This is a genomic window from Streptomyces sp. MZ04, from assembly GCF_004684775.1.
Taxonomy (GTDB): domain Bacteria; phylum Actinomycetota; class Actinomycetes; order Streptomycetales; family Streptomycetaceae; genus Streptomyces.
The window spans coordinates 1-20,545 of record NZ_SRIC01000142.1; the positions used below are offsets into that span (position 1 = coordinate 1).

The 20,545-nt window shown below is 71.2% G+C and carries 19 protein-coding genes; 8 read left to right on the plus strand and 11 right to left on the minus strand.

Annotated elements, in window-relative coordinates:
* The first annotated feature begins 75 nt into the window (after positions 1-75).
* On the plus strand, positions 76-783 hold the full coding sequence (locus tag E2651_RS25885; RefSeq protein WP_135333625.1) for a pyridoxal 5'-phosphate synthase: 708 nt from the start codon (positions 76-78) through the stop codon (positions 781-783).
* Between the two features lie 7 nt (positions 784-790).
* Here E2651_RS25885 and E2651_RS25890 read toward each other — a convergent pair whose 3' ends face one another.
* Genes E2651_RS25890 through E2651_RS25900 form a run of 3 tightly spaced genes read right to left on the minus strand, consistent with a single transcriptional unit; the run spans position 791 to position 2,605 of the window.
* Positions 791-1,675 (minus strand): GNAT family N-acetyltransferase, encoded by an 885-nt coding sequence (locus E2651_RS25890; RefSeq protein ID WP_135333626.1) that lies wholly within the window; start codon positions 1,673-1,675, stop codon positions 791-793.
* Positions 1,676-1,715: 40 nt separating this feature from the next.
* Complete coding sequence (locus E2651_RS25895) at positions 1,716-2,156, minus strand: Zn-ribbon domain-containing OB-fold protein (protein ID WP_135333627.1); 441 nt, start codon at positions 2,154-2,156, stop codon at positions 1,716-1,718.
* On the minus strand, positions 2,153-2,605 hold the full coding sequence (locus E2651_RS25900) for a DoxX family membrane protein (protein WP_135333628.1): 453 nt from the start codon (positions 2,603-2,605) through the stop codon (positions 2,153-2,155). Before E2651_RS25900 ends, E2651_RS25895 begins: the two co-directional genes overlap by 4 nt.
* Positions 2,606-2,826: 221 nt before the next feature.
* Here E2651_RS25900 and E2651_RS25905 point away from each other — a divergent pair, with 221 nt between their 5' ends.
* From E2651_RS25905 to E2651_RS25920, 4 genes are all read left to right on the plus strand, one after another.
* Positions 2,827-4,008, plus strand: coding sequence for an NAD(P)/FAD-dependent oxidoreductase (locus tag E2651_RS25905; RefSeq protein ID WP_135333629.1), 1,182 nt, complete (start codon positions 2,827-2,829; stop codon positions 4,006-4,008).
* 138 nt (positions 4,009-4,146) lie between these two features.
* Positions 4,147-6,366, plus strand: a complete 2,220-nt coding sequence (locus tag E2651_RS25910; RefSeq protein ID WP_135333630.1) for a glyoxal oxidase — start codon at positions 4,147-4,149, stop codon at positions 6,364-6,366.
* A gap of 229 nt (positions 6,367-6,595) precedes the next feature.
* Complete coding sequence (locus E2651_RS25915; RefSeq protein WP_135333631.1) at positions 6,596-8,821, plus strand: acetate--CoA ligase family protein; 2,226 nt, start codon at positions 6,596-6,598, stop codon at positions 8,819-8,821.
* Positions 8,822-8,858: 37 nt separating this feature from the next.
* Positions 8,859-9,695: an enoyl-CoA hydratase-related protein gene (locus E2651_RS25920; RefSeq protein WP_135333632.1), complete on the plus strand. Its 837-nt coding sequence runs from the start codon at positions 8,859-8,861 to the stop codon at positions 9,693-9,695.
* A 36-nt stretch (positions 9,696-9,731) separates the two neighbouring features.
* On the opposite strand, the gene E2651_RS45980 is transcribed toward E2651_RS25920, so the two are convergent.
* Positions 9,732-9,854: a hypothetical protein gene (locus tag E2651_RS45980; RefSeq protein WP_280922806.1), complete on the minus strand. Its 123-nt coding sequence runs from the start codon at positions 9,852-9,854 to the stop codon at positions 9,732-9,734.
* A gap of 32 nt (positions 9,855-9,886) precedes the next feature.
* On the opposite strand from E2651_RS45980, the gene E2651_RS25925 reads away from it, so the two are divergent.
* Entirely contained in the window at positions 9,887-10,507 is a 621-nt protein-coding gene (locus E2651_RS25925; RefSeq protein ID WP_135333633.1) for a flavin reductase family protein, read from the plus strand.
* 22 nt (positions 10,508-10,529) lie between these two features.
* On the opposite strand, the gene E2651_RS25930 is transcribed toward E2651_RS25925, so the two are convergent.
* Positions 10,530-11,858 carry an MFS transporter gene (locus E2651_RS25930; protein WP_135333634.1) on the minus strand — a complete coding sequence of 443 codons (1,329 nt, stop codon included), beginning with the start codon at positions 11,856-11,858 and terminating at the stop codon, positions 10,530-10,532.
* A gap of 65 nt (positions 11,859-11,923) precedes the next feature.
* On the opposite strand from E2651_RS25930, the gene E2651_RS25935 reads away from it, so the two are divergent.
* On the plus strand, positions 11,924-12,934 hold the full coding sequence (locus E2651_RS25935) for a helix-turn-helix domain-containing protein (RefSeq protein WP_135333635.1): 1,011 nt from the start codon (positions 11,924-11,926) through the stop codon (positions 12,932-12,934).
* Here the strand turns inward: E2651_RS25935 and E2651_RS25940 are convergent.
* The 4 genes from E2651_RS25940 to E2651_RS25955 all read right to left on the minus strand — a co-directional run bounded on the left by E2651_RS25940 (position 12,860) and on the right by E2651_RS25955 (position 17,495).
* A complete protein-coding gene (locus E2651_RS25940) occupies positions 12,860-14,182 on the minus strand; it encodes an MFS transporter (protein ID WP_245239219.1) in 1,323 nt (440 codons plus the stop codon). The genes E2651_RS25935 and E2651_RS25940 overlap by 75 nt on opposite strands.
* A 96-nt stretch (positions 14,183-14,278) precedes the next feature.
* The gene (locus E2651_RS25945) at positions 14,279-15,328 is read right to left on the minus strand and encodes a Zn-dependent alcohol dehydrogenase (RefSeq protein ID WP_135333636.1); all 1,050 of its coding nucleotides are present in this window, start codon (positions 15,326-15,328) and stop codon (positions 14,279-14,281) included.
* The gene (locus tag E2651_RS25950; protein WP_135333637.1) at positions 15,325-16,545 is read right to left on the minus strand and encodes an acyl-CoA dehydrogenase family protein; all 1,221 of its coding nucleotides are present in this window, start codon (positions 16,543-16,545) and stop codon (positions 15,325-15,327) included. Before E2651_RS25950 ends, E2651_RS25945 begins: the two co-directional genes overlap by 4 nt.
* Positions 16,546-16,559: 14 nt before the next feature.
* Positions 16,560-17,495, minus strand: coding sequence for an SDR family oxidoreductase (locus E2651_RS25955; protein ID WP_135333638.1), 936 nt, complete (start codon positions 17,493-17,495; stop codon positions 16,560-16,562).
* 84 nt (positions 17,496-17,579) lie between these two features.
* Between E2651_RS25955 and E2651_RS25960 the strand changes: the two genes are divergently transcribed.
* Positions 17,580-18,506: a cyclase family protein gene (locus E2651_RS25960; protein ID WP_135333639.1), complete on the plus strand. Its 927-nt coding sequence runs from the start codon at positions 17,580-17,582 to the stop codon at positions 18,504-18,506.
* Positions 18,507-18,974: 468 nt separating this feature from the next.
* Here E2651_RS25960 and E2651_RS25965 read toward each other — a convergent pair whose 3' ends face one another.
* Together E2651_RS25965 and E2651_RS25975 are read right to left on the minus strand one after the other, a co-directional pair.
* Positions 18,975-19,466: an ATP-binding protein gene (locus tag E2651_RS25965; RefSeq protein WP_135333640.1), complete on the minus strand. Its 492-nt coding sequence runs from the start codon at positions 19,464-19,466 to the stop codon at positions 18,975-18,977.
* A 498-nt stretch (positions 19,467-19,964) separates the two neighbouring features.
* A partial coding sequence (locus E2651_RS25975; RefSeq protein ID WP_135333642.1) for an acyl-CoA dehydrogenase family protein occupies positions 19,965-20,545 on the minus strand: 581 nt, incomplete at its 5' end.

Genomic DNA, 20,545 nt, shown 5'->3' on the forward strand with positions numbered 1-20,545 from the left:
GGGTGGTTCTGTTCGTCGGGGACGGTGGTGTTGGGGCGGGGGTAGGCGACTGGCCTACTTGACTAGATTCACGGGATGACCGAGATCCCCGAGGCGACGACCGCCCCGACATCCACCGCCGGCCCCGAGTCGCAGGGCCGCGCCCTGCTCCGCACCCTGCGGGTGTGGGACACCGACCTCCCCGCCTTCGACCCTGCGGCGGCGCCCGCCGAGCCGCTCCCCCTGTTCTGGCAGTGGTTCGTGGAGGTCTCGCACGCGGGGCAGGTGGAGCCGCACACGATGAGCCTCGCCACGGCGGACGAGACGGGCCGTCCCGATGTACGGACGATCATGCTGCACGACGCGGACGCGGCCGGCTGGCACTTCGGCTCGCACGCGGGAAGCGCCAAGGGCCGCCAGCTCGCGGCGCGTCCCGAGGCGGCGCTCGGCTTCTACTGGCCCGCGCAGGGGCGCCAGGTGCGGGTGCGGGGCCGCGTCACGGCCGCGAGCCCCGCCGAGAGCAGGGCCGACCTCGCCCGGCGTTCACCGGGGGCGCTCGCGTCGGCGCTGGTCGGCAGGCAGAGCGAAGTACTGCCGTCGTACGAGGAGTTGGTCGCCGAGAGCGAGGCGGCCTGGCATCGGGCGCAGGCGGAACCGGACGCGCCTGCGCCGAGCTGGACGCTGTACGTACTCGCCCCGGAGGAGGTCGAGTTCTTCCAGGGCGACGCGCGGCGCCGGCATGTGCGACTGCGGTACCGGAAGGAGACGCGCGGCGGCTGGGTCAGAGAACTGCTGTGGCCGTGACCGGGGGTCACCCCTCGCACGTCTCGAACGCGTACATCTCGAAGTCACGCACCGGCCGGTAGCCGATCCGCTGATACAGGCCGTTGCTGGTGGGATTGTCGAGGTCGGTGAAGAGCAGCACCTCGTCCGCGCCCGCCTCCAGCGCGGCACGGCTGACCGCGACGGTGACGGCTCCCGCGTACCCGCGGCCGCGCAGGTCCGCCGGGGTGTAGACGGGCGCGACACGGACCTGGCCCGCGACCTGGCGGGTGTTGCCCGCCATGGCGACGGGGGTGCCGTCGGGGGTTTCCCAGAGAGTGACGCCTCCGTAGGCGATGCGGGCGTCGGCCCACTCGCCGGAGGCCATCGCCGCCTGCTCGCCGATGGCCTCCTTGAACTCCGCGTGCCAGCGCTCGAGCAGCGCCCGGTCGGCGCCGGTGGCGACGCGCGCCCCGCCCTCCGGGAGTGGCTCGGGCGGGGTGAGGCTGCCCAGGCGGTACAGCCGCTCGTGAAAGCTGACGGTGGCGGTGGCCCCCGTGCGCCGCTGCCAGGCGCCCGCGAACGCGGCCGCGGTGGCGCTCTCGGCACCAACGCCGGGCAGCTCGTGGCCCGCGTCGGCGAGCACCGCGGCGAGCTCGTCGGCGGCGGCCTCGTCGGGGAGCGGGCTCAGCGCGAGGAGGTGCGGCGGGGTCCACACGAAGGCACCGCGCACGGTGCCGTCACCATCGGCGCGGATTCCGAAGAGGGGCACCCCGTCCCCGTACACATGAAGGCCCCGCGTACGCAGCGTCTCGGTGACGCTGAGCAGCGCGGTGTGCGGGGCGGGAGCGGAGTGCAGGAACTCCTGTGCTCGGGAGCGGAATGCGTCGAGGTCGGAGGTCAACTGCCAGCGGGGTTCGGAAGATGAGGCCATGGACGATGATCCCCCGCACCGGGTGACGTACGGAATCGAATTACCCGGCCCTCTCGGCCCTGAACACCGCCACCGCGAACCCCCCGGCATCCCGGAAGGCGACCTCAAGGCCCATCCCGATCCGCAGCTCGCCCTCCCCGCACTCGACGATCTCCGTCATCATGCGCGGGCCCTCGGCGAGGTCGACGACGGCGGCGATGTACGGGACGCGGGCGCCGAAGGGCGGCAGATCGTTCCGGTGAACCACCGACCAGGTGTAGAGCGTCGCGCGGCCGCTCGCCCGCTCCCAGGTGACGTCCTCGCTCCAGCAACGGGGGCAGAACTCGCGCGGGTAGTGGTGTGCCGTGCCGCAGCCGCCGCAGCGGCGGACCAGGAGCCGGCCTTCGGCGGCCGCGTCCCAGTAGGGGCGGGTGAAGGCGTCGGGCTCGGGGAGGTCGAAGCGCGGGCTCGCAGAAGCAGAGGCCGTGGAAGCCGTAGTCACAGGAACAGTCCCATCGCGTTGTCGAGCGACCACGACTGCCAGGACATGGCGAAGAGGGCGACGAGCGAGATCAGCGCCATCATCGCGTTCTGCCCCTGCTCGGCCCAGTCGTGAATCATGAGGACGAGGTAGAGGAGGTTGAGCAGCAGGCCGCCGATCAGGGCGATGGGGGTCAGGAAGCCGACGATCAGGCCGAGGCCCAGGGCGAGTTCGGCGTAGACGACGACGTACGCCATGGTCTTGGGGCGCGGCGCGACCACCGTGTCGAAGCCGCTGCGGACCGCGTTCCACTTGTGCTTGGCGGCCACGTCGGACGCCCAGGCGATGCCCGTGCCGCGCTCGAACCAGCCCTTCTTGTCCTTGTGCCGCCAGCTCTCCAGCCACCACAGGCCGAGGCCTATACGGAGCACGGCGAGCCATTCGGCGCCGGTGAGCCAGATCGTGTCCATGCCGTGGCCTCTCCCGCTTACTCGGCTTTCGGGTACGCGTTTCTGACGGTACGTCAGTTCAGCGCATGGGCGGCGCTCGCGCAAGAGGTGCACGAGAGACGTACGAGAGGCGCACGAGAGACGTACGAGAGGCACACCGCGTACCCGTGTGTGATCAATTCGCAACCGGTTTGGGGCTTGACCGTCCCCCATCAAGTGACCACGTGATTACGCTCAGATCCATGGCCGACACCACTCCCCCACAAGCGCCACACCACGACCGCCCCGTGTACGTCATCGGCGGCGGACCCGGAGGGCTCTCGGTGGCTGCCGCCCTGCGCGCACGCGGCGTACGCGCGGTCGTGCTCGAGAAGTCCGACCGGGTCGGCGCCTCCTGGCGCGGGCACTACGACCGCCTCCGTCTGCATACGACACGACGCCTCTCCGCGCTGCCGGGGCTCGCCATACCGCGCGCCTTCGGACGCTGGGTGTCACGTGACAACGTGCTCCGATACCTGGAGAAATACGCCGAGTTCCACCAGCTGGAGACCGTCACCGGCGTCGAGGTGTCCCACCTCGAGCCCGCCCCCGACGGCAGCGGCTGGCTGCTGCACGCCACCGGCGGCCGGCAGCTGACCGGCAGCGCGGTGGTGGTCGCCACCGGCTACAACCACACGCCCCACCTGCCCGACTGGCCCGGCCGCGACGCGTACGCGGGCGAACTCCTGCACGCGAGCGCCTACCGCGACGCGGGCCCCTACGCGGGCAAGGACGTCCTGGTCGTCGGCGTCGGCAACACCGGCGCCGAGATCGCCGTCGACCTCGTCGAGGGCGGCGCATCCCGCGTGCGGCTCGCGGTGCGCACCGCGCCGCACATCGTGCGCCGCTCCACGGCTGGCTGGCCCGCGCAGCTCTCCGGAATCCTGTGCCGCAGGCTGCCCGTCTCCGTGGTGGACCGCATCGCGCGCCCGCTCGCCAAGGTGAGCGTTCCCGACCTGGCCGAGCAGGGGCTGCCACGCCCCGACACGGGCCTGTACTCGCGGGTCGGCGAGGGGGCGATCCCCGTGCAGGACGTGGGTCTGATCGACGCCGTGCGCAAGGGGCGGGTCGAACCGGTCGCGGCCGTCGAGTCCTTCGAGGACGGCAAGGTCGCCCTCGCGGACGGCACCCGCATCGGCCCCGAGGTCGTCATCGCCGCCACGGGCTACCGGCGCGGGCTCGAGCCCCTCGTCGGCGACCTCGGCGTACTCGACGAGCGGGGCGCACCGGTCGTCCACGGGGCGCGGACGCCGCGGACGGCGCCGGGCCTCTACTTCACCGGCTTCACGAACCCGATCAGCGGGATGCTCCGCGAACTGGCCCTGGACGCCGAGAAGATCGCGAAGGCGGTGTCCAGGACGCATGCCCATCAAGGCAAGTCGTGACGAGTAACCACGACGAGTAACCACGACGAGTAACCACGACGGGTAGACGCGACGGGTAGACGCGACGGGTAAACACGCTGCGACGAGTCGCCGGAACCACCCCCCGCGCGGGCGAGTGGATCATGGTTCTATGCGGCCGTGAACAGCACTCAGAGTGATCACACGCCCGACATCTGTAACCCTCCGCGCCGCTCGGTGCTCGCCGCGACGGCGGTCACGGCCGGCGTGCTCGTGGCCGCCGCCGGGACCGCGCCGACGGCCGGGGCGGCGCCCCTGTCGCCCCATCGGGCCCCGGGCTCGGGGCCCGACGACCCCGTCCTGCGCGCCGACCGCGAGCTGCTGCGCGTGAAGCTCACCTCCGCGCCCAAGCCCGTACCCCTCACCCTCTCCACATCGAGCAAGGAACCCTTCTCGGTGGACGTCTCCAGCACGACGGGGCGCACCACCGTGGGGGCGGGACCGCGGGCCCGGCAGGGCGCGAAGGTGACCGTCAAGGTCGCGGCCGGCAAGGACGCCGTCGTATGGGTGGTTCCGAAGAAGACCGGTGACCCCTTCGGGCCCGCCGACCAGTTGGACGTGAGCTCCGTCCATGACGGGACGACCGTCCCCGTCTGGATCGAGCCGACCGCCGGCGAGTGGCGGCACGCGGGCCCCGACGACAAGGAGCTCGACCTCGAGATCGTCGCCGTGCACGCGGCCCAGCTCCGCAAGGGCGCGGGCCAGGAGATCATCATGTGGTCCTCGCCGCGGCAGCGGAACAAGGACGGTTCCCCCAAGCCCGACCCCGGCCAGAAGGGCCAGTGGCTGTGGAACGTCTACGGCCTCGACGACATGGAGGCCCGCGCCCTCGACGTCGCCACGCTCAGGACGACCGACCGGATCATGGACGGGAACGGCGGCCCCGACCGGCAGAACATCTTCTGCGGCGGCAGCGCCCATCTCCCCGACGGGCGGCTCTTCGTGGCCGGCGGCCATGTCATCCCGCCCGGCCTGTCGCATGAGGGCCACAGCAGCAACGGCGGCCACATGCACATCTACGACCCCACCAAGTCCGGTGGCTGGACGCTCGTGGACCAGCCGATGAGCCAGGTCCGCTGGTATCCCACGGTGACCTGCCTCCCGGACGGCCGGATGCTGATCAGCTCGGGCTCGCGCAAGGTTCTCGAGGGCAACGGGAACGACGGCGACGCCGATGGTTTCTGGACCAGTTCGGGCAACAGCTACGAGATCTTCGACCCGGCGACGGAGCAGCTCGTCGATCTCGGCACCGTGCGGCTCATCGACACCAAGAAGCTCGGCAAGAGGGAGTCCCTCGCCACGTATCCATACGTCTACGTCCTGCCGAAGGGCCCCGACGACGGCGCCGCCCTCGCACTCGTCGAGTCCAACAGGACCTGGCTCTACGACTATGCCCCGGACTCCGACACCCCGCTCCAGCGCGCCGACCGCGTCTACCGGATGCGCACCAAGGGCTCGCGGAGCTATCCGACGTACGGCTCGATGGTGCTTCTGCCCATCGAGGCCGACAGCCCGAGGGCCAGGATCCTCGCGGTCGGCGGCCAGCACGAGTCGCAGACCGACCACCGCACGCTGAGCGCCGACCAGCCGAGCACCGCCACGGCCGAGATCCTCGACCTGGACGCGTCCCGGGACCTCGCCGACCAGCGGGCCTGGCGGCGGATCCCCGGGCTCAGGAACGGCCGCGTGCTGTGCGACGCCACGCTCCTGGCCGACGGCAGCGTGCTGGTCAGCGGCGGCTCGGCGAACGGCTGGGGCGACATGAACAAGAACCCGGTCAAACAGTCCGAGCTCTTCGACCCCGTGACGGAGAAGTTCACCCCGGCCGCGAGCAACCTCACCGACCGCCGCTACCACTCCACCGCCCTGCTCCAGCCGGACGGCACCCTGTTCAAGGCGGGCAGCACCGGCGGCTTCGGCAATGAGCGCAACCCTGGCGACAAGGGCTACAAGTGGACGTACACGCACACCGACGCGGAGCGCTACTACCCGCCCTACCTGTGGCGCGGCCCGCGCCCCTCGATCGGCGAACTCACCTCGACGGGCGGTGAAGTGCTGCGCTACGGCGGCGAGTTCACGCTGCCCGTCTCCGGTGCGAGTGCCGACGGCCGCACCCGCGTCGCCGTCGTCCGCCTCGGCTCCACGACCCATGGCAACGAGATGGACCAGCGCTACGTCTGGCTCGACGTGCGGGAGCGCAGGGAGACCGACACGGGCTGGGAGCTGACCGTGGCCGTCCCCGCCAACCCGGCGTCGGCGCCGCCCGGCGACTACTACGTGCTCGCCGTGGACAGCGCCGGGGTGCCGTCGGAGGCGAAGCTCGTCCGCCTGGGCGCCTGACCCCGGCACCTGACCCCGCCCCCCCGATGGCTTGTACTGCCCCGTCCCGGCGGCTCCTGCCGCTGGGACGGGGTAGCACTGCCGGGCACCTGGGTACGGATGAGTAAGGCGGCCCCGGTTCCCGACCCGCTCGCAGGCTTTGCGTGCAGCACTGTTCCTGACACAGCGTCAGTTCAGTAATCTGACTATGCGTCAGTTGAGTTGCTGTCACACAGGAGCGGGCGGACCGATGCTTGGATCGACTTACGGCACCTTCACCACCGACCCCCGCCGCGCGCGTGTTGTGGCCTGCGGCGAAGCCCCGGCGCCCAGCGTCCACGGCCAGGCCGCCACGGCGGACGACCTGGACGTCAGCGGACGCCCTCTGCACGCAGAGGTACCGGACCTCGACCGGTTCTTCCGCCCCGAGTCCGTCGCCGTCATCGGCGCTTCGGACGCCGAAGGACGGCCCAACACCGGCATCACGCGCCAGCTCGTCGCCTGGGCCGAGCGCGGCGGCGCCCGGCTGCATCCGGTGCACCCAACGCGTCAGTCCGTCTTCGGCATACGCTGCTTCCCCTCCGTCGCCGACCTGCCCGAACAGGTCGATCTGGCCGTACTCCTCGTCAGCGATCCGCTGCCCGTGATCGAGGAACTCGCCGAGTCCAAGGTGAAGTTCGCCGTCGCCTTCGCCTCCGGGTTCGCCGAGACCGGCGAGGCGGGCGCGGCCGCCCAGGCCCGCCTCACCGCCGCCGTCGAGCGCTCGGGGCTGCGACTGCTCGGGCCGAACACCAACCTCAACGCCTTCGAGAAGTTCCGCGACGACCTGGACGGACCGGCGATCGCCCTGATCACCCAGTCCGGCCACCAGGGACGCCCCGTCTTCACGCTGCAGGAGATCGGCGTACGCCTCTCCCACTGGGCGCCCACCGGTAACGAAGCCGACCTGGAGACCGCCGACTTCATCTCCTACTTCGCCGAGAAACCGGAGGTCGGGGCCATCGCCTGTTACGTCGAGGGCCTCAAGGACGGCCGCTCCTTCCTGCTCGCCGCCGACCGGGCCGCCCGGCACGGCGTGCCCGTCGTCGCCGTGAAGGTCGGCCGCACCGAGACCGGCGCCAAGATGGCCGCCTCACACACCGGCAAGCTCACCGGCGCCGACGCGGTCGTCGACGCGGCGATGCGGCAGTACGGCGTGATCCGCGTGGACGGACTCGACGAACTCCAGGACACCTCCGCCCTGCTGGCCCGCGCGCGGGCACCGCAGGCCGACGGCGTCGTCGTCTATTCGATCTCGGGCGGCACGGGCGCGCACTTCTCGGACCTGGCGACCGAGGCGGGGCTGCGGCTCCCCACCCTCTCCGGTGCCAAGCAGGCGGAGCTGCACCAGTGGATACCGGACTATCTGAACGTCGCCAACCCCGTCGACAACGGCGGGCATCCGGTCGGCGACTGGCGCGGCCGGAAGATCATCGACGCGATCCTGGACGATCCGGAGGCAGGGGTACTCATCTGCCCCATCACTGGCCCCTTTCCGCCCATGAGCGACAAGCTCGCGCAGGACCTGGTGGACGCGGCGGAACAGACGGACAAGCTGGTGTGCGTGGTGTGGGGCTCGCCCGTCGGCACCGAGGAGGCCTACCGCACGACGCTGCTCGGCTCCTCGCGCGTCGCCACCTTCCGCACCTTCGCCAACTGCATCACGGCGGTGCGCGCCTATCTCGACCACCACCGCTTCACGGCCGGCTACCGCTCCCCCTTCGCCGACGCGCCCCGCACCGCGTCGCCGTCCTTCCGCAAGGCCCAGGCCCTGATGCGGCCGGGCAAGGAGTTGAGCGAGTACGCGGCGAAGCAGCTGCTGCGCGCGTACGGGATTCGCGTACCGCGCGAGCAGTTGGTGACCAGCGCGGCGGCGGCCGTGCGGGCGGCGGGGCTCGTCGGCTACCCGGTGGTGATGAAGGCGTCCGGTGCGCGGCTCGCCCACAAGAGCGAACTCGGCCTGGTGAAGATCGGGCTGACCTCGGCCAGCCAGGTGCGGGACGCCTATCGGGAGCTGACCGACATCGCGCGCTACGAGGGGATCGCGCTGGACGGCGTACTGGTCTGCCAGATGGTGGAGCGGGGCGTCGAGATGGTGGTCGGGGTCACGCAGGACGAGCTGTTCGGGCCGACGGTGACGGTCGGACTCGGGGGCGTACTGGTCGAGGTCCTGCGGGACGTGGCCGTGCGGGTGCCGCCCTTCGGGGAGGACCAGGCTGCGGCGATGCTGTCCGAGTTGCGGGGGCGGGCTTTGCTGGACGGCGTGCGCGGGGCGCCGCCCGCCGATGTCGACGCGCTCGTCGAGGTGGTCCTGCGGGTGCAGCGGATGGCGCTTGAACTGGGGGGTGATCTTGCGGAGTTGGACATCAACCCCCTGATGGTGCTGCCGCGGGGGCAGGGGGCCGTCGCACTCGACGCGCTCGCCGTCTGCCGCTGACCGAACCCACCCCCGTACGAAACGGAGCCACTCCCGCATGCCGACCTCCCCCGAAATGCCCCTCGACATCTCCCCCGAAATGTCCCTCGACTCATTGGTACTCCACGCCACTGACAACGGCGTCTCGTGGATCACCCTCAACCGCCCCGAAGCCATGAACGCCGTCACCTGGGACCAGCGCGAACGCGTCATCTCGCTGCTCGCCGACGCCTCCGCCGACCCCACCGTCCGCGCCGTCGTACTCACCGCCACCGGCAAGGGCTTCTGCGCCGGCGCCGATCTGCGGGGCGCGCCGAGCGGCGGCGAACGCGTCCCCGGCGACGTGGCCCGCACCATCAGGCTCGGCGCCCAGCGCCTCATCGCGGCCGTCCTCGACTGCGAGAAGCCGGTGATCGCCGCGGTCAACGGGACGGCGGCCGGGATCGGCGCGCATCTCGCGTTCGCCTGCGACCTGGTCATCGCCGCCGAACCGGCCAAGTTCATCGAGGTGTTCGTGCGGCGCGGCCTCGTGCCGGACGGCGGCGGGGCCTATCTGCTGCCGCGCCTCGTGGGGCCGCAGCGGGCGAAGGAGCTGATGTTCTTCGGGGATTCGCTGCCCGCCGCGGACGCCGAACGCCTCGGGCTCGTCAATCGCGTCGTACCCGCCGACGAACTGGAGAAGACGGCCCGCGCCTGGGCGGAACGCCTGGCCACCGGGCCGACACGGGCCATCGCGATGACCAAGCAACTGGTCAACGCCGCCCTCGAATCGGACCGCGCGACAGCCTTCGCCGCGGAGGCCGCCGCGCAGGAGATCAACATGACGACGGCGGACGCGAACGAGGGCGTGGCCAGTTTCGTGGAGCGACGTTCCCCTTCGTACGAAGGACGTTGACGCCTCGGAGAGGTGTGGCTCAGTCCCAGCCGTAGCTCAGTCCTTGACCAGGATCTCGATTTCCGGTTCGTACACACTGCCCAGATCCACGTACAGCTCCGGGTCGTCCTCCGTGCCGCCGATCGTCCAGCCTCCCCGCCTCTCCCCGCCCCTTCCCATCTGACGGCCCGTCAGCTTCAATGGTTGATGTGATGGGACACGCTGGGATGGCGGCCACCGCCGTCCGATACCTCAGGTCGGTCGGGGCATCGACCACCACCGGCCCGGTCGAGGCCTTGCCGCGCCCGCAGCTGCGGGCCGTGGGCGACGACGAACGGGCGCCGCTCGATCCGGGCGAATTCCGGCGAGTGCTCGGGAACTTCGCCACCGGCGTGACCGTTGTCACGGCACCGGCATCGGAAGGCGAACCGGGCCCGGCCGGATTCGCCTGCCAGTCCTTCTCCTCCCTCTCCCTCGACCCGCCCCTCGTCTCGTTCATGGTCGCGCGTACGTCGACGACGTGGCCCCGGATCGCGCGCGCGGGCGTCTTCTGCGTGAACGTCCTGGGCGCCGACCAGGGCGAGCTGTGCCGCGGCTTCGCCGTCAGCGGCGCCGACAAGTTCGCGGGCGTGGACCACGACGCGGCGCCGGTCACCGGCTCGCCCCGCCTGTCCGGCGTACCGGCCTGGATCGACTGCACGATCCAGGCCGTGCACACCGGCGGCGACCACCTGATCGTGATCGGCCGGGTGGAGGCGCTCGGGGCCGCCGACGAGGACGAGGCGGATCCGCTGCTGTTCCACCGGGGCAGGTTCGGCCGCTTCGCCACGTGAGAGCGGGCCGGACCCTCACTCCTTACGCGTGAGCGGGCCGCACCCCCGCCCCCTCGCCCCGCCGCCGGATCACCAGGGCCATCAGCGCGGCCGCCGCGCACAGCGCGCCCGAGGCGTACCAAACGACGTCGTACGACCCGAAGGTGTCCCGCGCGACACCGCCGGCGAAGGCCACCACAGCCGCGCCCACCTGGTGCGACGCGAGCACCCACCCGAAGACGATCGCGCTGTCGTCGCCGTACTGCTCGCGGCAGAGCGCCAGGGTCGGCGGCACCGTCGCCACCCAGTCGAGGCCGTAGAAGACGATGAAGAAGATCATCGGGGGCTGCACGGACGGCGCGAGCAGCATCGGCAGGAAGAGCAGCGAGATGCCGCGCAGCGCGTAGTACACGGCGAGCAGCCTGCGCGCGTCGAACCGGTCGGTGAACCAGCCGGAGGCGATCGTCCCGATCACATCGAAGACCCCGATGACGGCGAGCAGCGACGCGGCGGCCGTGACCGGCATGCCGTGGTCGTGCGCGGCGGGCACGAAGTGCGTCTGGACCAGGCCGTTCGTCGAGGCTCCGCAGATCGCGAAGGTACCGGCGAGCAGCCAGAAGGGTCCGGTGCGGGCCGCCTTGAAGAGCACCGTGACCGCGCGCCGCGCGGCCCCCGTGACCGGCGGCGGCTTCTCCACGAACTCCTCGGAGCCGTACGGCTTCAGGCCCACGTCGGCCGGGTGGTCGCGCAGCAGCAGCCAGACGAAGGGGACCACCGCGAAGGCGGCGAGCGACACCGTCACCGCGGCAGGCCGCCAGTCGTGCTGGTCGACGATCCAGGAGAGCAGCGGCAGGAAGATCAGCTGGCCGGAGGCGGACGCGGCCGTGAGGATGCCGGTGACCAGGCCCTTGCGCGTGGTGAACCACCGGTTGGTGACGGTCGCGGCGAAGGCGAGCGCCATCGAACCCGACCCGAGGCCGACGAGCAGCCCCCAGCACAGCAGCAACTGCCACGCGGACTCCATCCAGACGGTCAGGCCGGACCCGAGCGCGATCACGACGAGCGCGACGGCGACGACCTTGCGGATGCCGAACCGGTCCATCAGCGCGGCGGCGAACGGCGCGGTGAGCCCGTACAGCGCGAGGTTGATGGAGACCGCGAGCCCGATCGTGCCGCGCGACCAGTGGAACTCCTGGTGCAGCGGGTCGATGAGCAGCCCCGGCAGCGACCGGAAGGCTGCGGCGCCGATGATCGTCACGAAGGTGACGGCGGCGACGAACCAGGCGCGGTGGATGCGGCGGGTGCGTCGGGGCCGCGGGGCCCGCGTGGGCGCCTCGGACGTCTTGGTCAGCTCTGTCTGTGTCACGTCCATCAGGATCGGGCCACCGCCTGTCACGATCGAGTGGCCCGAAGGACAGCCTTCGCTAGAATCGGGCCATGGCCTCAGCGACCGGCGAATCCAGCACCCCCCGGCACCGCGTCGTCGTCCTTGCCCTGGACGGCGTGATCCCCTTCGAACTCGGCATTCCGCAACGGATCTTCGGGCGTACGAGGGACAGCGAGGGCACGCGCCTGTACGAGGTGATCACCGCCTCGATCCGCCCGCCGGGCCCGGTCCGCACCGACGCGGACTTCGCCATCCTCGTCGAGAACGGCCCCGAGGTGCTTGCCACCGCCGACACGGTCGTGGTCCCGGCGTCGTACGAACTGGGTCCTGTCTACGAGGAGGGCAGGCTGACCGACGAACTCGCCGCCGCCCTCGCCCACATCAGGCCGGGCACCCGCCTGATCGCCATCTGCACGGGCGGCTACGTCCTGGCGGCGGCGGGCTACCTCGACGGCCGCAGGGCGACCACGCACTGGTCGTCGGCCGAGCGCTTCCAGCGGCTCTTCCCCCAGATCACTGTCGACGCCGACGTCCTGTTCATCGACGACGGCGATGTGCTCACATCGGCGGGCGTGGCGGCGGGTGTCGACCTCTGCCTCCATGTCGTACGCGGCGACCACGGCTCGGCGGTGGCCAACGAGGTCGCGCGCTACACGGTGGTGCCGCCGCACCGGGACGGCGGCCAGGCGCAGTACATCCAACGCCCCGTCCCCGAGCCCCAGTTGGCGACCACCACCACGGCCCGCGGCTGGGCGCTCGGCCACCTGCACCAGCCGATCCAGCTGCGCGACATGGCCGGCCAGGAGTCCATGTCCGTACGCACCTTCACGCGCCGCTTCCGCGAGGAGGTGGGCGTCAGCCCCGGCCAGTGGCTGGCCCAGCAGCGCGTGGAGCGGGCGCGGCACCTGCTGGAGTCGAGCGATCTGTCGGTCGACCAGGTGGCCCGCGAGTCGGGCTTCGGAACGCCCCAGTCGATGCGGCAGCACCTACAGGCGGCTCTCGGTGTCACTCCCACCGCGTACCGGCGCACGTTCCAGGACGTCCGCGTCGCCGGACGGTGACGGCTTGACCTCGCCGGACGGTGACGGCTCGACCTCGCCGGACGGTGACGGCTTGACCTCGCCGGACGGTGACGGCTTGACCTCGCCGGACGGTGACGGCTTGACCTCGCCGAGCACGCCCACCACCGTCAGTACGAGGGTGAGGCCGACCCCGGCGAGGATGGCGGTCGACGGTGCGACGACGGTGAGCAGGCCGCCCGCGAGGGAGCCGCTGGCCGCGTAACCGGCGCCGACGGACGCGTACATGACCGAATATCCGGCGGCGAGCGCGCTCGGCGGCAGGACCTCGCGCAGGGTCAGGTTCCGGGTCAGCATCGCGCCGGCCTGCAGCAGCCCAGCGACGACGAGGCCCGCGGCGATCAGTGCGGTGCTCGGCATCAGCGCGACGACGGCGACGACTCCGGACACCGCGAACATCAGCACCATGCTCTGCGTGCGCAGCCGCCCCGGCCAGCTGCGCAGCCCGTACACCAGCGACCCGACGGCCGACCCGATGGCGAGCCCGGCGAGCAGGGGGCCCGCCCAGCCGACCTCGATGCCGCGCTGCTCGAGCAGCGCGGGGAGTACCAGCTCGGCGAGGGCGAGCAGCGAGAGACTGGCGGCACCCGTCACATACACCGGCCAGGCCCGGACCATGATCCGAACCATCGACTCCCCGCCCCGGTCGTTCTCGTCGGACCGCCAGCCGACCGGCAGCATCCACAGGCCGGCCACGGAGGAGGCCATGAGCACGGCGGCGAGCACCAGCGGCAGCTGCGGCGCGACGCCGAGGGCGAGGCCCGTGACGGCGGCGGGCGATACGGCCCACACGCTGAAGGTGAGCACCGACTCGGCGGACAGCGCCTGGGCGGCGGCGTGTTCGGGCACGAGGCTGGTGAGCAGGGCACGGAGACCGCCGGGGACGGCGGCGGGCGCGGCACCGGCCAGGAAGGCGGCGCCGCCGAGCACCACGGGGTGGGCCTGGGGCAACGCCCCCAGCACCCCGAATCCGAGGGCGCCGACGGCCAACCCCACCGCGAGCTGCGGCCGGGCCCGCTCGGCCCGCATCCGCATGCCAAGGAGCGGCGCCCCGACGATCTCACCGACGACGTACGCCGCTGCGAGCATCGCCCCCAGGACATAACCCCCGGGCCGCTCCCGCACAAGAAACACCAGGGCAAGCGGCGCCATGGCCACAGGCATCCGCGCCCCTACCGCCACGGCACCCCACGCGGCTACTGGCCGGGTCGCCACATCCCGATAACTCATCCCCCGAAGTTAGGCTCCCACCGGGGTGAGCCGCCCCTGAATTACGCGGCGCCACCACAGGTGAATCACCCGGCAGCCGCCACAGGCCAAGTGACGTCAGAACGTCAAGACCCCCCTGGCCACCCTCCCCGCCTCCGCGTCCCCCGCCGCCTTCGCGAAGTCCTCCACGGGGTACGTCGCCGTCACCAGTTCGTCAAGGAGCAGCCGCCCTTCCGCGTACAGCTCCGCGTACAGCGCGAAGTCCCGTTGCGGGCGTGCCGAGCCATAGCGGCAGCCCAGGATCGACTTGTCCAGGAACAGGGAGGAGACGGTGAAGGACGCCTCGGCCGTGGCCGGCGGGACGCCGAGCAGGACGGCCTGGCCATGCCGGTCCAGCAGGTCAATGGCCGCCCGGATCAGCTCCACCCGGCCCACGCACTCAAACGCGTGGTCGGCCCCGTCCGGCAGGATCGACCTCACGCCCTCCACCGACTCCAGGAAGTGCGTCGCCCCGAACTGCCGGGCCACCTTCTCCTTCCCGGCGTTCGAGTCCACCGCGACGATCTTCGTGGCCCCCGCGATCCGCGCTCCCTGCAGCACGTTGAGCCCGATGCCGCCCGTACCGATCACGACCACGCTGTCCCCGCGGTCGACCTTCGCGCGGTTCAGCACGGCCCCGACCCCGGTCACCACCCCGCACCCGATCAACGCGGCGGACGTCAGCGGAATGTCCTCCGGGATCTTCACCGCCTGCACGGCCTTGACGAGCGTCCGTTCCGCGAACGCGGAGTTCGCCGCGAACTGGTACAACGGCTCACCGCCCCGCGAGAACGGCCGGTCAGGCATCCCGATCGCCTTGCGGCACATGGTCGGCCGCCCCCGGTTGCACTCGGCGCAGGCCCCGCAGCTCGCGATGGTCGAGAGCGCGACGTGATCTCCGGCGGCGACGTGCGTCACCCCCGGGCCCACCGCCTCCACCACACCCGCGCCCTCGTGCCCGAGCACCACCGGCACCGGGAACGGAATCGTCCCGTCGATCACCGACAGATCGCTGTGGCAGAGCCCCGCCGCCGCGACGGCGACCAGCACCTCCCCCGGACCCGGATCCCGTATCTCCAGGTCATCGACGACGTCGACCTTCCGCCCGTCGAAAACGACACCCCTCATCGAGCCTCCCTCGGCAGACCGAGCACCCGCTCGGCGATGATGTTCCGCTGAATCTCGTCCGAGCCGCCATAGATCGTGTCGGCCCGCGTGAAGAGGAAGAGCCGCTGCAGGGCGTCGAGTTCGTACGGGGACTCCGCACTCCAGTCCCCCGGCCCGGCGGCGGCAGCAGCCCCCCGCACTCCCATGGCCAGCTCCCCGAGCCGCTGATGCCACCCGCCCCACAGCAACTTGGCGACGCTGGGCGCCCCCGAGCCCCCAGAACCGTCAGAACTCCCCGAACTGCCCAACGTACGCAGCGCGTTCCACCGCATGACCCGCAGCTCGGCCCACTGCCGCACCAGCCGGTCCCGCAGCACGGGATCGCGGTCCGCCCCCGATTCGAGCGCGCACCGCACGACCCCCGCCAACTCCTCCGCGAATCCGATCTGTTGAACCAGCGTCGAGACTCCCCGCTCGAACCCGAGCAGCCCCATCGCCACGCGCCACCCGTTGCCGACGCCGCCCACCACATGCGAGGCACTGGCAACCGCCCCGTCGAAGAAGACCTCGTTGAACTCGCTCGTCCCGGTCAACTGCCGGATGGGCCGCACCTCGATCCGCCCCGGCTGATCCATCGGCACCAGCAGGAACGAGAGCCCCGCGTGCCCCCGCGAACCGACTTCCGTACGCGCCAGCACAAAACACCAGTCGGCCTCGTGCGCGAGCGAGGTCCAGATCTTCTGCCCGCTCACCCGGTACGACCCCGACTCCAGGACCGCGGACGTCCGCACCCCCGCCAGATCGGACCCCGCACCCGGCTCGCTGTACCCCTGGCACCACAGGACCTCCCCGCGCGCGATGCCCGGCAGGAACTCGTCCCGCTGCTCCCGCGTGCCGTACGCGAGGAGCGTCGGCGCGAGCAGGTTCTCGCCGATGTGCCCGTACCGCCCCGGCGCCCGCACCCGCGCGTACTCCTCGGCCCAGACGACCTGCTGGGTCAGCGTCGCCCGCCGATTCCCGTACGCGACCGAGTCCGATCCCGAGTCCCACCCGAGCCCGATCCAGCCGCCGCGCCCCAACTCCCGCTCCCAGGCCCGGCGTTCGGCACCACCCTCGTGCTCACTCCCCGGCCCGCCACGACCGACCGCACCGGCGAAGTCGCCGACGAGATGCTCGGTGAGCCACGCCCGCGCCCGCGCCCGGAACTCCTCGTCCTCGACCCCGAACCCGAAGTCCACGCTCCCGGCCCTGCCTACGCGTTCGGCCGCGCGCCAGGGCCCGCGTTGGGCCGGTCCTTGGCCGCCGCCGCCTTCGCCATGGCCTCCAGCTGCGCTAGCATCGGCATCGGATCGACACCCACCGTCCCCGGCAGGAAGTCGGCGATCTTCTCGGGCGTCCAGCCGCCCTCCACATACCCCGCCCGCAGCTCACGCGGCTGCGCCCACACCGCGATCTTCGGCCCCGCGACCGTGTAGACCTGCCCGGTGATCTTCTCCTCCCGCGCCCGGTCGCTCAGCAAGTAGGTGACGAGCGCGGCGACGTCCTCCGGCTCCCCGATCTCCTTCAGCTCCATCGGTACGTTCGCCGACATCCGCGTACGGGCAACAGGGGCAACGGCGTTGGCGGTCACCCCGTACTTGTTCAGCCCCAGGGCGGCACTGCGCACCAGCGAGATGATCCCGCCCTTGGCCGCGCTGTAGTTGGCCTGCGCGACGGACCCCTGATGGTTGCCACTGGTGAACCCGATCAGCGTCCCCGTGCCCTGCTTCCGCATGACCGCGGACGCGGCCCTGAAGACGGTGAACGTGCCCTTCAGGTGCGTGGCGACCACCGGGTCCCACTCCTCCTCGGACATGTTGAAGAGCATCCGCTCACGCAGGATCCCGGCCACGCACACCACACCGTCGATACGCCCGTACTCCGCGAGCGCGACGTCGACGATCCGCTGCCCGCCCGCCATCGTGGAGATGTCGTCGGCGACGGCAATCGCCTCCCCGCCCACCGCCTGGATCTCCTTGACCACCGCATCGGCTATCTCGCTGGTCGGCTCACCGCCCTCCATCGAGACGCCGTAGTCGTTGACGACGACCCTCGCTCCCTCGGCCGCCGCGGCGAGCGCGACGGCCCTGCCGATGCCGCGCCCGGCGCCGGTGACGGCCACCACCTTGCCTGCCAAGAAGTTCCCCACGTCCGGCCCCTTCCCGCGGTTTCTGACGGACCGTTAGATTCTATGACCCGTCAGATACCGAAAGACAAGCCCCGGGGAGGACTCATGTCGCTGCCACCCGAGTTCCACGACATAGCCAAGCGCGTGAACAACTGGGGCCGTTGGGGCTCCGACGACGAGATCGGCACCCTCAACCTGATCACCGACGAGGTCGTCCGCGAGGCCGCCATCAGGATCCGCAGCGGCCACCGCGTCCCGCTCGCACTGCCCCTCAAGGAGGACGGCGTCCAGTCGGGCCTGATCCCCGGCCGGGTCAATCCGCTCCACTCCATGACGCAGATCAACCAGGAACTCTTCGGCCCCGGCACGGTCGCCACCAGCGACGACGTCGTCACGATGAGCCTCCAGACGGCCACCCACTGGGACGCGCTCACCCACGCGTCACACTCGGGAAAGATCTACAACGGCCGCCCCGCGGACACCATCACGCCGCACACCGGCGCCCAGTTCAGCGGCATCGACAAGATCCCGCACCTCGTCTCGCGCGGCGTACTGCTCGACGTCGCCCGCGCCAAGGGAGTGGACCGGCTGCCGGGCGATCACGCCGTCACGCCCGAAGACCTGGCCGAGGCCGAGGAGTTCGGGGGCGTCACGGTCCGCGCCGGCGACATCGTCCTCGTACGCACGGGGCAGATCCAGATCTATCTGGCGGGCGACAAGCACGCGTACGGCTATCCGTCACCGGGGCTCTCGATCCGCACCCCGGAGTGGTTCCACGCGCGCGACGTCGCGGCGGTCGCCAACGACACCCTCACCTTCGAGATCTTCCCGCCCGAGATCGAGAACCTGTGGCTGCCGGTGCACGCACTCGACCTCGTCGAGATGGGGATGCTCCAGGGCCAGAACTGGAACCTGGAAAAGTTGTCCACAGCCTGTGCAGAAGTTTCCCGCTACAGCTTCCTGCTCTCCGCGATGCCCGAGCCGTTCATCGGCGGTACGGGTTCACCGGTGGCGCCGGTGGCGGTGCTGTGAGGCCCGCGGGGGCGACCGTGCCGTGAACCCCGTAAGGAGCCTTCGGATGGCGGCGCCCCGGCTCCCGCCCCGAGCGCGTTGCCGCACGCGCCGCCATCCGGCTTCGGCGAACAAGCCCTGTCACTCTCGGCCCCGAAGGGACTGACGCCGAATGGCGACCCACGTCTCGCCAAGGTCCGGGCCACACACACCACCGTCCCTCGGCGTCCCCTCGCGGCGAATCGCTGCACATAAGCGTGATCAATCGGACACGGTACGTCAACACCCGTCCGGTGATTAATGAATTATGCCGCTTTTGTACCGCCCGCGCACGGCCGCGCATCGTGGCACGCGACGGCGCATGCGGGAGCCCGGAACAGGCGTCAGGGGCGCAGTCGGCCGGGGACGGGGCCAGGGGTGCCCGCCGGAAGCTCAGAAGGCCGCGTACGCGACAGCCCAGAAGGCCGCCGTACGCGCGTACGCGACAGCTCAGACGGCCTCGTACGCCACGTCGCCATAGGTCGCGCCGTCGAACGCCACCGCGCCGACTCCCTGCTCGCACCGGTCCACCTCGCACCAGATGCTCTTGCCGGCGCCTTCGGCCTGCCAGCCCCAGCGGTCGGCGAGACCGTCGACGAGTTCGAGGCCCCGGCCGTTGGTCTCCTCGCCGTCCGCGTGGCGCTGCCGCGGCGGGCGGGCGCTCGCGTCGGCGACCTCGACCCTGACGGTGCCCACGACCTGCCCCGCGGCCTCTTCGGCCACGTCAGGGGTATCGGGGAGCACCATGCGGAGCACGGCCGGACAGCCCGTGTGCACAACGGCGTTGGTGACGAGCTCCGAGATCAGCAGGATCAGCGTCTCGGCCAGTGGCTCATCGACCCCTATGCCGGAACCGGCGAGCCGCGAACGCGCCCACCTGCGGGCCCGCCCCACTTCCGCGGGGTCGGGCCTGACCTCCAGCTGAACTTGAAGCACCTGCACCGCTCACACCATCCGAACCGGCGGACACATCGCCTCGCGACTCCACAGGGTCACGGAACGTGATCCCCTTGGGAGACAGCATGGTTGACGTTCAGTCACCCCAACAAGCGCTTCGGGCATATTCCAGCGCGAAGGAGTACGCGTGCGGCATACTGTGCGACGCGTGCTGCCGGGGGTCGAACAGGCGGGCGCGATGCGCCTTCCTGCGCTGCGAGCGGCGCGCAACGCCGGGCCCGGAGCCGCCTCAGGGGCAACACCGGCATGGCTCGGCCTCAGAACCATTCGCATCCCACACAAGGTACCGGAGCGGAAGCCCGACTCCGTGCCGTGACGAGTCACGCCTAGGACACAACCCGATATCGACGCTCTGCAGCTTCCCCCCGCTTCACAGACTTCACAAGTCGATCACTCTCCGCACGGCGGCACCACAGTTCACAGTTCACACGCGGCGTCACATCGACTGCACAGCGTCACATTGAGCACGAGAAGCCTGTCGCGTCACAGGGCCGCGGCAAGCTCCTCCTCCGCCTGGGCCGCCGACTGCCCAAACCCTGCCCGCACCCAGGCCCGCTTGAGATGCAGATGCACGTCCGCCTCCCAGGTGAACCCCATCCCGCCGTGCACCTGCAGACAGTCCCGCGCGTTCCGCACCGCCGCCTCATCGGCGAGCAGCTTGGCCCCGGCGATCTCCAGTACGTCGCCGGTGACGGCCGCGGCGTACACGGCACCGCGCGCGACCTCGGCGCGGACGAGCATCTGCGCACACAGGTGCTTCACGGCCTGGAACGCCCCGATAGCTTGCCCGAATTGCGTACGTTCCTGGGCATACCGGGCGGCCATCTCCAGGGTCTTCCCGGCGGACCCGAGCTGCTCGGCGGCGATCAGCAGATCCACCGGCCCCCCTTCGGCCGCCGCCCCCACGCTCGGCACCCGATGAAGCGGCGTAAGGGGATCGAGTGACCGCAGCGGAACAGCACCATCCGCCGCCCCCAGGACAACATCGGCTTCGTCCAGCCAAGGGACCAGCGAACCAATGGAACGAGTGACCACCACCTCCCCCGACGCAGCCCCCTCAACGC

Excerpts from the sequence above, each read along its gene's own strand:
- E2651_RS25885 (WP_135333625.1), top strand. The coding sequence starts at position 76 with ATGACCGAGATCCCCGAGGCGACGACCGCCCCGACATCCACCGCCGGC.
- E2651_RS25890 (WP_135333626.1), bottom strand. The coding sequence starts at position 1,675 with ATGGCCTCATCTTCCGAACCCCGCTGGCAGTTGACCTCCGACCTCGAC.
- E2651_RS25900 (WP_135333628.1), bottom strand. The coding sequence starts at position 2,605 with ATGGACACGATCTGGCTCACCGGCGCCGAATGGCTCGCCGTGCTCCGT.
- E2651_RS25905 (WP_135333629.1), top strand. The coding sequence starts at position 2,827 with ATGGCCGACACCACTCCCCCACAAGCGCCACACCACGACCGCCCCGTG.
- E2651_RS25915 (WP_135333631.1), top strand. The coding sequence starts at position 6,596 with ATGCTTGGATCGACTTACGGCACCTTCACCACCGACCCCCGCCGCGCG.
- E2651_RS25920 (WP_135333632.1), top strand. The coding sequence starts at position 8,859 with ATGCCGACCTCCCCCGAAATGCCCCTCGACATCTCCCCCGAAATGTCC.
- E2651_RS45980 (WP_280922806.1), bottom strand. The coding sequence starts at position 9,854 with ATGGGAAGGGGCGGGGAGAGGCGGGGAGGCTGGACGATCGGCGGCACG.
- E2651_RS25925 (WP_135333633.1), top strand. The coding sequence starts at position 9,887 with ATGGGACACGCTGGGATGGCGGCCACCGCCGTCCGATACCTCAGGTCG.
- E2651_RS25930 (WP_135333634.1), bottom strand. The coding sequence starts at position 11,858 with ATGGACGTGACACAGACAGAGCTGACCAAGACGTCCGAGGCGCCCACG.
- E2651_RS25935 (WP_135333635.1), top strand. The coding sequence starts at position 11,924 with ATGGCCTCAGCGACCGGCGAATCCAGCACCCCCCGGCACCGCGTCGTC.
- E2651_RS25940 (WP_245239219.1), bottom strand. The coding sequence starts at position 14,182 with ATGAGTTATCGGGATGTGGCGACCCGGCCAGTAGCCGCGTGGGGTGCC.
- E2651_RS25945 (WP_135333636.1), bottom strand. The coding sequence starts at position 15,328 with ATGAGGGGTGTCGTTTTCGACGGGCGGAAGGTCGACGTCGTCGATGAC.
- E2651_RS25960 (WP_135333639.1), top strand. The coding sequence starts at position 17,580 with ATGTCGCTGCCACCCGAGTTCCACGACATAGCCAAGCGCGTGAACAAC.